The sequence below is a fragment of the Kitasatospora sp. NEAU-CNBT7 genome, assembly GCF_057220535.1.
Map to the genome: position 1 here is coordinate 278,812 of NZ_JBXQQB010000005.1, position 10,205 is coordinate 289,016.

Consider the following 10,205-nt stretch of genomic DNA (forward strand, 5'->3'; position numbering starts at 1 on the left):
TTCACGGGGTCGGGTGCCGTCCGCTGGTGGCGGATCGGCAGGGTGGGCGGGCCGGGCGGTCGGCCGCGGCCGTACGGGATCGAGGGCGCGGACCGGGCCGGGGTGACCGGCCGACCGGCCGGTCGGGTGTCCGGAAAACTGCGGTCGCCGCACCGGCCCTCTGGCCGGGCGCTGCCCCCTGTGGCATGTTGGCGCAGGCCCGCTCCCCCCACGAGCCGGGCCGGTCCGACGAGCTACCCTGACGAGCTGTCAGAACTGTTGAAGATCAGAGCATTTGACAGTTTCGCGGCCATCCGGCCGGAGCGTCCAGCGCGCGGATCTGGCAGCAACCTGCATGTCCCCAACGTGCAGCGAACCATGACCGGGGGTACCTCCTTGCCGGACACCACGGCTCCCGATCCCGTACCGCGGCTCGACACCGCCGCCGTCCGGCTCTTCGACCTGGCGCTGGCCAACGGCCGGCTCGACCGCTCCCGCCCCGGCCAGGAGGCCCCGGACCTCGACCGCGAGCAGTTCGACCGGGCCTGCGAGGTGCTGCTGCGGCTGCGGCTGCTCCGCCCGGCGCCGCAACTGCCCGACCAGCTGGTGCCGATGAGCCCCGAACTGGCCGCCGCCGGGGTGATCGCACCGCTCGAACGGGAGATCGCCGGCACCGCCGAACGGGTCCGGGCGATCCGCGAGGAGTTCGGCGCCCTGATGCCCCGCTACCGCTCCGCGCGGCACGGCACCGCCCGGCACGATCCGGTCGAACTGCTCACCGACCCGGAGGTCGCCGCGGCCGTCCTCGCCGAGGAGAGCGCCCGCTGCCGGCAGGAACTGTTCACCGTCGCACCCGGCGGCCTGCCCGCCGCCGCCGACGGCGACGCCGGGTTCGCCGCCCTCGGCCGCGGCGCCCGGGTGCGCACCCTGTGCCGGTCCGCGCCCGCCGCACCCGGCCCGCAGCGCGAGCGGATCGACCGGCTGATCGCCGCCGGCGCCGCCTACCGCGCCCTGCCCGAACTGCCCGCGCCCGCCACGGTGATCGACCGCAGCACCGCCTTCCTGGCCCACCGCGGGCCCGACGGCGCCACCGGCACCGTCCTGCTGCGCGACCCCGGCGCGGTCGCCCACCTCTGCCAGGCCCTGGACCTGCTCTGGGCCGTCGCCGTCCCCTGCCACGGCCGCCGGCCCGCCGCCACCGGAGGCCCGCTCGCCAACGGCGTCCACCGGGCCGTGGTCCGGATGCTCGCCGAGGGCGCCAAGGACGAGGTGATCGCCCGCCGGCTCGGCGTCTCGCTGCGGACCTGCCGGCGGCACATCGCCGAGATCCTGGAGACCCTCCAGGCCGACAGCCGGTTCCAGGCCGGCGTGCTCGCCGAACGCGCCGGGCTCACCACCGCCGGACCCCAGCCGTAGTACCGGGCCCGGCCGGCGCGCCCGCGCGTACGGGCCGGGCCGCGCGCAGGCGCCGGGGCGTACGGGCGGCTCGGGCGCGGCGGCGTACGGGCGGCGCGGGGCCGGGGGTGCGGCGGCCGGGTCACCACCGGTCCGTTCCGGTCGTCCGGCGACGATTGCGGACTGCGCCCGCCTCGGCACCCCGCCCGCCGGTAGCATCCGGTCAGCCGACAGGAGGAGTGCCAGTGACGGTGATCGCGGTGACCGGCCATCTCCACCTCACCGACCCGACCGTCCCCCTGGTCCGCGCGGCCCTCGACCGCCTGCTGGCCCGCCACCCCGCCGTCGCCCTCACCGGCGTCTCCTGCCTGGCCCCGGGCGCCGACGCCCTGTTCGCCGACGCCGTGCTGGCCGCCGGCGGAGCGCTGGTCGCGGTGATCCCCTCCCCCGCCTACCGGGACAGCGTCGACGCCGGCTACGCCCCCGAGTTCGACCGGCTCCGGCACGCCGCCGCCGAGGTGCTCGTCCTGCCCTTCGGCACCCCGGACGCCGACGCCTACGAAGCGGCCAACACCGAACTGCTGCGCCGGGCCGACCTGCTGGTCGCGGTCTGGGACGGCCTGCCCGGCAACGGCCGCGGCGGCACCGCCCACATGGTCGCCGCCGCCCGCCGGGCCGGCATCCCGGTCGAGGTGGTCTGGCCGGACGGCGCCGGCCGCCGCCCCGCGCCGCCGGGCTGAGACCCGCCTACCGCTTGGTGCCGTCCACGATCAGCGGCGCGCTGCCGCCCGCCCCCGAACCGCACGGGCTGGCGTACACCGGGTTCTTCTCGGCCGCGGCCTTGAACGCGTCGATGCACTGGCTCATCAGGATCCGGTCGGTCAGCGAGTTGGCGATCACCGTGTTGGCCTGGGCCTGGCTCTCCGCCTCGATCCGGCGCTTCTCCGCCTCCGCCTTGGCGGTCAGCACCGCGGCCGCGGCCTGCTCGGTCGCCTGGTCCTGCTGGATCTTCTGGTCGATCGCCTTCTGCAGGACGTCACTGGGCTTGACGTTGCGCAGGTTCACGCCGTTCACGATGATCCCGCGCGGCGCCAGCCGGCCCGTGATGAGCTGCTCCATCTCGGAGTTGATGACCTCCCGCTGCGAGGCGTACCCCTCCACGCTGGTGTGCTTGGCGAAGACGTTGCGGACGATCTCCCGGGTGTCCGGGTAGACCAGCCGCTGCTGAACGCCGTCCGAACTGCCGGACAGCTTGTAGAGCGCCAGCGCGTGCTGCGGGTCGATCGACCACTTCACGGTCAGGTCGACGTAGAGCACCCCGCCCTCGGACGAGCGGACCTCGACCGTGTCGTTGCCGGTCAGGTTGAGGTCCGAGGGCCGGGTCGAGAACGTGGTGACCTCGGTCAGCGGCGTCCTCAGGTGCAGCCCGGGCTGCCAGGTCGAGCCCACCGAACCGAGCGAGGTCGGCACCCCGACCTGGTACGGCTCCACCACGTACACGAACGTGCTCAGCCCCAGCAGCAGCCCGACCGCGCCCACCAGCACCCCGGTGAGCGTCGCGAACCGGAACTCGACCACGGAACGGCGCCTGAGCACCACCAGCACGACGCCGGCGGCAAGAAGCAGGATCGAGAAGTAGAACATCGTCGCATCCCCCCTGGTCACACATCAGGACACCAGCAGCGTAGGGACACCGGACCGTTCTCATCAGCCGAACCGACATGATGACCATCAGCCAGGATGGATCCAGCCGGTCAGCGCGCCTGCTCCGGCAGCCCCTCGCGGACCCGGCGGGACACCGCGAACGCCTGGAGGTCCAAGGTCCCCGGGGCATCGGCCACCCCCGGACCGCCCGCCCGCACCCAGTCGGTGATGTCGTCCAGCATGTCGTCCTGGAACACCCAGCCCAACCACACCGGCCGCCCACCGGCCCGCCGGCCCTCCGCCGAGGGGCTGACCACCACCACGTTGGCGTGGTCGCAGACGTCCAGGCAGTCGACCACCCGGACCTTGCCGGCCGTGCCCACGTCCGCCTTCAACTTCGCCACCTGGCCGGGGTGGTCGACCCCCGGGTACTTGGCGGCGACGCCGCAGCAGCACCCCCGGCAGACCGTCACCGTCACCGGCGCGGCCGGGGCGACGGGTTCCTTGCGGGGCATACGGGCCATCGGTCTCCTCCCACCGGGGCCCACCACCCGGACCGGTGGCGGACCACTCGATCCTCCGCCGATTCTCCCCCACCACCCCACCCCCGAACGCGAGGGGGCACCCCAGGGGGCACCGCCAGGGGCGCTGGGGGCACCCCCAAGGGGCGCGAGGAACTGCGCGCAGCGGAAGGCCCCAACCTCAAACCCGGCAACGCACGGCCACCCCCACCCACCATCGCCGCCCGCAGCCCTGCACCCTCCCGCCCCGCGCAGTTCCGCCCCCAGCCTTCGGCCGGGGGGACCCCCAGCGCCCCCTGACGAGCAACCCGCTCAGGGACGCCGGGGACCCCTCAGGCCGTTGCCTCGGCCGCCGCCCGCCCCGCCGCGCGGCCGGAGAAGATGCACCCGCCGAGGAAGGTCCCCTCCAGCGAGCGGTAGCCGTGGACGCCGCCGCCCCCGAACCCGGCCGCCTCGCCGGCCGCGTAGAGGCCGTCCAGCACGGACCCGTCCGCCCGCAGCACCCGCGAGGACAGGTCGGTCTGGAGTCCGCCGAGCGACTTGCGGGTGAGGATGTTGAGCCGGACGGCGATCAGCGGGCCGGCCTTCGGGTCGAGCAGGCGGTGCGGGGTGGCGGTGCGGATGAGCTTGTCGCCGAGGTAGCGGCGGGCGCCGTGGATGGCGGTCACCTGGAGGTCCTTGCTGAAGGGGTTGGCCATCTCCCGGTCGCGGGCCTCGATCTCGCGCCGCAGCGCGGCCTCGTCGATCGGCGCCTCGGGGGTCCTGGCGTTCATGCCCCGGACCAGCTCGGTGAGGGTGTCGGCGACCACGAAGTCCGCGCCGTGCTTCTTGAACGCCTCGACCGGCCCGGTGGCGCCCGGCAGTGCCCGCCCGAGCACGCCCTTGACGGACTTCCCGGTGAGGTCGGGGTTCTGCTCGGAGCCGGAGAGCGCGAACTCCTTCTCGATGATCTTCTGGGTGAGCACGAACCAGGTGTGGTCGTGCCCGGTGGTCATGATGTGTTCGAGGGTGCCGAGGGTGTCGAAGCCGGGGAACAGCGGGACGGGCAGCCGGTTGCCGCGGGCGTCGAGCCAGAGCGAGGACGGCCCGGGCAGGATCCGGATGCCGTGGCGGGCCCAGATCGGGTCCCAGTTCTCGATGCCCTCGGTGTAGTGCCACATCCGGTCGCCGTTGATCAGGTGGCCGCCGGCCGCGCCGGCGATGCCCAGCATCAGTCCGTCGACGTGCGCGGGTACGCCGGACAGCAGCCGCTCGGGCGGGGTGCCGAGCCGGGCGGGCCAGGCCTTGCGGACGAGTTCGTGGTTGCCGCCGATGCCGCCGGAGGAGACGATCACGGCCTGGGCCCGGAGTTCGAAGGCCCCCGCGACCTCGCGGGAGCTGGCCTCGCCGCGTCGGACGTCGCTCGGCACCAGCACCTCGCCGCTGACGGTGTCGACGGCGCCCGCCGTGGCGGACAGACCGGTGACCCGGTGCCGGAACCGCAGTTCCACCCGGCCGGCGGCGACCGCCGCCCGTACCCGCCGGGCGAACGGCTCGACCAGGCCCGGCCCGGTGCCCCAGGTGATGTGGAAGCGCGGGACCGAGTTGCCGGGGCCGCTGGCGAGCAGTCCGCCGCGTTCGGCCCAGCCGACCACGGGGAAGAACCGGACGCCCTGGCGGTGCAGCCAGGAGCGCTTCTCCCCGGCCGCGAAGTCCACGTAGGCCTCGGCCCACCGGCGGGGCCACTCGTCCTCGGGGCGGTCGAAGCCGGCCGTGCCGAGCCAGTCCTGCCAGGCGAGTTCGTGCGAGTCGCGGATCCGCATCCGGCGCTGTTCGGGCGAGTCCACCAGGAACAGTCCGCCGAAGGACCAGTGGGCCTGGCCGCCGAGGTTGGCCTCCGGTTCCTGGTCGAGGAGGATCACCTTGCGTCCCGCGTCGGCGAGTTCGGCGGTGGCGACCAGGCCCGCGAGGCCGGCTCCGATCACGATGACGTCGGCGTCCAGTGCCATGCGAACGGTCCTCCAGGGCTCGGTGGGTGCCCCGATACTGCGGCCTGCGGGCGCCGGGGTCAACCGGCGGGTAACAAACCGTCCGGCGGAATTGCGCTCCACCCCGTAGCCGAATTGCCGTCCCCCCGCCGGTGGAAATGCCGCCGGATTTCGGCGCCGCGCGCGGCGGACGGCCGAAACTCGTCCCTCCCCGCCCCCGCCAAGGGCGGATCGCCCACGATGCACCGCGGCCGGACACCGTGGCCGGACACCGTCCGCCACGGCCGGACACCGCAGCCCGACACCGTGCACCACGGCCGGACCCCGTCCACCGCCGCCGGGCTCGGACGCCGCCGCCGGGCTCCTACGCCGGCGGCGGGGGACGGCGCACCGCAACGCGGGCGGCCCGGGACACCGGGGTCCTCCGGTGTCCCGGGCCGGGGCCGGGCGGGTGCGCGGGTGGCAGGGTCAGCGTGCCGCGCGGCGCCGCCGCAGCAGGGCGGCGGAGACCACCACCGCCGCGACGGCAGCCAGGACCGCGGCCACCGCGATGACCCAGTTGGGGCCCGCGTCGGCGGAGTCCGCCGTGTCGGCCACGGCCGCCGGGGTACCGGTCGGCGCCGCGGACGACGGGGGCACGGCCGGGCCGGCCGTACCGCCCTCACCGGCCGTGGTGCCCGGCACCGCGGTCACCGTGAGGTCGGCCTGGCCGCGGCCGAGCGCCGGGAACCCGGACTCGACGGTCACCGCCCAGTGGCCGGGCGGCAGGGCCAGCGCGGTGGTGAAGGTCCCCGGGGTGTCGGCCACCGCCTCCAGTTTCCAGGGGCCGACCGTCCGGCCGTCGTCGGCGGTCGCACTGAGGGTCGCGGCGACCTTGTCGGTGACCGGGTCGTTGTCGTTCGCCCAGGTGGCGGCGGCCCGGGTGTGGCCGTCCCCCAGCGCGGAGATCTTGAAGACGATGGTGTCGCCGTGGGCGCCGGCCTGGCCGGCCGCGCCCAGGACGGCGAGGCCGGCCATCACGGCGGCTGCGGCGAACGTGCGGATGCGCATCTGCGGTGGCTCCTCGGACGGTCGTGCGGGGTGCGGGAGTTCGGTGGTGCGGTGGTGCGGTGGTGCGGTCGAGCGGGGGTGCGGCACGCGCCGCGGGGCGGAACGTGCCGTGGTACGCCGCACCGCCGGGCGCCTGGGCGCCACGGCGGATTCGCGTACCGGGGGTGGGGCGGGAGGGGTTGGTCCCGCCCCACCGGTGCGGGCGGTCTAGGAGACCGGCTGGATGGTCCAGTTCTGGTAGGACTGCTCGTTCGGCTTCTGCAGTTCCAGCAGCCAGCCGCCGTAGTACCAGCGCTTGCTGGCGCCGAGCACCAGCGAGGAGCCCTTGGCGGTCAGCGTGTAGCCGCTGCCGCTGGCGTTGACGGTCCACTGCTGGGTGTCGGCGCTGCTGCACGGCTGCTGCATGACGTACTGGCCGGCCACGGCGTTGCCGCCGATCTGCAGGCACTTGTCGGAACGCACCGAGCGGATCCGCAGGTTGCCGCCGCCCTGGTCCTCGAACGTCCACTGCTGGTTGGCGTAACCGGTGCGCTGGTAGCCGATCAGCACGGCGCCGTCGTTGGTCGAGCCGCCCCACATGTCGGCGGCCTGGCCGGTCAGGCTGTTGGTCATCGTGTACTTGGTGCCGGGCTTGGTCGGGCCGGGGCCCGCGGCCTTGGGGGTGCGGAAGGAGGCCTCACGACCGGCCTTGCCGACCTTGCCGGACTGGTCGCGCACCGCGACCGCGATCTTGTACGCGGTGTCGGGGCGCAGGTTGACCAGGCGGACCGCGGTGGAGCGGACGGTGCCGAGGGTGCGGCCGTCCAGCACGATGTCGTAGCCGCCGGCGCCGGTCACCTGGGACCAGCTCAGCACCACGGAGTTCTGGGTGAGCTGACCGATCGCCACGTCGGGCGCGACCGGACCACCGGTCGGGGAGGGGCTGGCGGTCGGGCTCGGGGTACCGGTCGGCGACTTGGTCGGGCTCGGGCTCGGGCTCGGGTTGGGTGACGGGCTGCCGGTCTTGGTCGCCGTGGCGGTCGGGGTGGGCGTCGGGTTGGGGCCGGTGCCGCCGCCGGAGATCAGGAACTGGTTGTTGGCCACGTTCCAGTGGGTGGTGAGGTAGCTGCCCGCGGCCGGGTTGGTGTTGTAGTAGTCGTCGTGGTTGCAGTCCAGCCGGTCGTCATTGGCGCGGTTGGGGCACTTGGTGACCATCTGCGGGTAGTACGGCGCGTCGGAGTAGCACATGATGTCCCACTCGTCGACACAGTGGCCGGCCTTGCTGCTGTTCGGCGCGCTGTTGTTGACCGCGCCGAGGTTGTGGCCGAGCTCGTGGGCGGCGGTGGAGCCGCCCCAGCAGCCGCCGTCGGTACGGCCGTAGGACGGGCCGAAGTTGCTCAGGTTGTCCTTGCCGGGGCGCTCGTCACCGGCGAAGGTGCCGATGCCGCAGTAGACCTGGGCATCCGCGAAGATCATGTACTTGCGGTCCTTGCGGTTGAACCCCTGCTGGGCCAGCGCGTTGTTGGTGGCACCGAACTCCTGCAGCGCGGAGGCCGAGAGCTCGACGTTCAGCACCGCGGCCGAGCAGTCGGACTCGGTGACGAAGCGGATGTGCCGGGTGCCGCCGGTCTCCTCGGCGCTGGCGTTGTAGATGACGTCGGCGTCGGCCGCCCACTTCTTGAAGGAGGGCAGGTACTGGCCGAAACGGTCCTTGCCGGGAGCGTGCACGTACAGCACCTGGACCCGGTTGCCGGTGCTGCCGTCGCCGTCGCAGACCACGGCGGTGCCGGCGGCGGCCGCGGCGGCGGAGGCGGGGGTACCGCCGGCCGCCGGGGCCTCGGAGGCCAGCGCGCTGCCGGACTGGACGTCGAAGACGGTCTGTCCGCCGAGCAGGTCGGCGGCGGACGGCGCGGCGTCGGAGGCGACGGTGAGCGCGGCCGGCTCGGCGGCGGCGGCCGCAACGGGCTTGGTGTCCTGGTGGATGTCGACGCCCTTGGGCGCCTCGTCGGGGCCGTGGGTGCACAGGCCCGCGTCGGACACCTTGTACACACCGGCGCACTTGTCGCCACCTGCGGCGGGAACCAGGCCGGTGTACACCATGCCCTTCCCGGTGTCGCTGGCCGGCACCGCGGTGACCGGGGCGGGGGCCTCGTTGTGCAGCGGTCCGGCCGCCGGGCCTATCTCCTGGGTGACGGCGGCGTCGGCGGAGACGACGACCGGCCGGTCGCCCTCCAGCGCGGTGCCGATCGTGACGGCTCCCGCGATGAGGCCTGCTGTCACGGTGGCTGCCACCAGCAGCCGGCCACGTCGGTTTCGGCGGCGGTGCGTGACCGCTCCCCTGCGTCCCATGCGTGTCTCTCCCTCATCGGCAGGTGTCGGGCGTGGGTGCCGACACCTAGGAGACGGGTGGGACGGGAGGGGATAACGGAAAATCGCACAGATTTTTTTCGGACAGGTTGGCGAGGCGCTCGGGCCACCCGTGGAAGCCATGCCATCGCTCCACCATGGAGCGTAATTCCCAAGGAAGTTGACCAGGATTCAGCAGCAATTCGCTGGGGCGGATACCTGGACACCCCGTTAACGTGCCAGTAACTTACCAATCAGTAAGACGCTGTGGCCCAGCTCACGTACCCCACCACCCACCCTCGTTTCTCTCCCCCAGGAGGAACCGTGCTCGGCCCTGCCCTGAAGCGAAAGTCCGTCCTGGCCGGCGGCGTGCTGCTCTCCGCCGCACTCACCGCGCTCACCGCGCTCGGTGCCCCCGCCCAGGCCGCCGGCGGCACCGGCAAGTACGTGGCGCTCGGCGACTCCTACGCCGCCGGCGCGGGCGTGCCCGGCCAGTCGGCCGGCCTGTGCCTGCGCTCCGACCACAACTACGGCCACCTGGTCGCCGCCGCCCTCAAGAGCAGCGCGTACACCGACACCACCTGCTCGGCCGCCAAGATCAAGGCCATCACCTCGGCCCAGTACGACGCCTTCATCCGGGTGAACGACCCTCAGATCGACTCGGTCACCGCCGACACCGAACTGATCACCGTCGGCATCGGCGGCAACGACCTGGGCACCTCCGACCTCGGCATCGCCGACGTGATCGCCACCTGCATCGGCGGCGCGGTGGTCAACCCGCTCGGCACCCCCTGCAAGGACCACTACGCCGACGGCCACTGGGACTGGAGCAGCTGGAGCTGGCAGTGGGGCACCGACACCCTGCGGCAGCGGATCGCCGCGGCCCGCCCGCAGCTCGCCGACGCCCTGCAGCGGATCCACGCCAAGGCGCCGAAGGCCAAGGTGCTGCTGGTCGGCTACCCGTCCGTGCTGCCCGACGACGAGTGGAACTGCGTCGGCCGCCAGCCCGTCACCGTCGGCGACGTGGCCTACCTGCGCGGTGTGCTCGGCGACCTCAACTCGATGCTGTCCGCCACCGCGGCCGCGAACGGCGCCACCTACGTGGACACCGCGACCCCGACCAAGGGGCACGACATCTGCTCGGACGACCGCTGGATCGAGGGCACCATCCCGCACTCGCTCGCCGTCCCGTTCCACCCGAACGCGACCGGCGAGGCGGTGATGTCCCGGGCCGTGCTGAAGACGCTCGGCCGCTGACGGGCCGCCGTTCCTACGGGGCGGTGGGGGGGGGAGGGGGGAGGAGGGGGGGGGTGATAGGAGAGTG

At 73.8% G+C, this 10,205-nt stretch carries 8 protein-coding genes; 3 read left to right on the plus strand and 5 right to left on the minus strand.

Features of this window, described 5'->3' with window-relative positions; translation table 11 throughout:
• The first annotated feature begins 357 nt into the window (after nt 1–357).
• Both AC2TEW_RS09610 and AC2TEW_RS09615 read left to right on the plus strand, forming a co-directional pair.
• Nucleotides 358–1,395: a helix-turn-helix transcriptional regulator gene (locus tag AC2TEW_RS09610; protein ID WP_484622928.1), complete on the plus strand. Its 1,038-nt coding sequence runs from the start codon at nt 358–360 to the stop codon at nt 1,393–1,395.
• A gap of 224 nt (nt 1,396–1,619) precedes the next feature.
• Nucleotides 1,620–2,114 (plus strand): hypothetical protein, encoded by a 495-nt coding sequence (locus AC2TEW_RS09615; protein ID WP_484622929.1) that lies wholly within the window; start codon nt 1,620–1,622, stop codon nt 2,112–2,114.
• 7 nt (nt 2,115–2,121) lie between these two features.
• Here the strand turns inward: AC2TEW_RS09615 and AC2TEW_RS09620 are convergent, their stop codons facing one another.
• The 5 genes from AC2TEW_RS09620 to AC2TEW_RS09640 all read right to left on the minus strand — a co-directional run bounded on the left by AC2TEW_RS09620 (nt 2,122) and on the right by AC2TEW_RS09640 (nt 8,815).
• Nucleotides 2,122–3,039, minus strand: a complete 918-nt coding sequence (locus tag AC2TEW_RS09620; RefSeq protein WP_484622930.1) for a prohibitin family protein — start codon at nt 3,037–3,039, stop codon at nt 2,122–2,124.
• 89 nt (nt 3,040–3,128) lie between these two features.
• Nucleotides 3,129–3,542: a (2Fe-2S) ferredoxin domain-containing protein gene (locus AC2TEW_RS09625; protein WP_359889285.1), complete on the minus strand. Its 414-nt coding sequence runs from the start codon at nt 3,540–3,542 to the stop codon at nt 3,129–3,131.
• 329 nt (nt 3,543–3,871) lie between these two features.
• Nucleotides 3,872–5,527, minus strand: a complete 1,656-nt coding sequence (locus AC2TEW_RS09630) for an FAD-binding dehydrogenase (RefSeq protein WP_484622931.1) — start codon at nt 5,525–5,527, stop codon at nt 3,872–3,874.
• A 447-nt stretch (nt 5,528–5,974) separates the two neighbouring features.
• Nucleotides 5,975–6,556, minus strand: a complete 582-nt coding sequence (locus tag AC2TEW_RS09635) for a hypothetical protein (protein WP_484622932.1) — start codon at nt 6,554–6,556, stop codon at nt 5,975–5,977.
• A gap of 207 nt (nt 6,557–6,763) precedes the next feature.
• The gene (locus tag AC2TEW_RS09640) at nt 6,764–8,815 is read right to left on the minus strand and encodes an RICIN domain-containing protein (RefSeq protein WP_484622933.1); all 2,052 of its coding nucleotides are present in this window, start codon (nt 8,813–8,815) and stop codon (nt 6,764–6,766) included.
• A 390-nt stretch (nt 8,816–9,205) separates the two neighbouring features.
• On the opposite strand from AC2TEW_RS09640, the gene AC2TEW_RS09645 reads away from it, so the two are divergent.
• A complete protein-coding gene (locus tag AC2TEW_RS09645) occupies nt 9,206–10,138 on the plus strand; it encodes an SGNH/GDSL hydrolase family protein (protein ID WP_484622934.1) in 933 nt (310 codons plus the stop codon).
• Nucleotides 10,139–10,205: the final 67 nt, after the last annotated feature.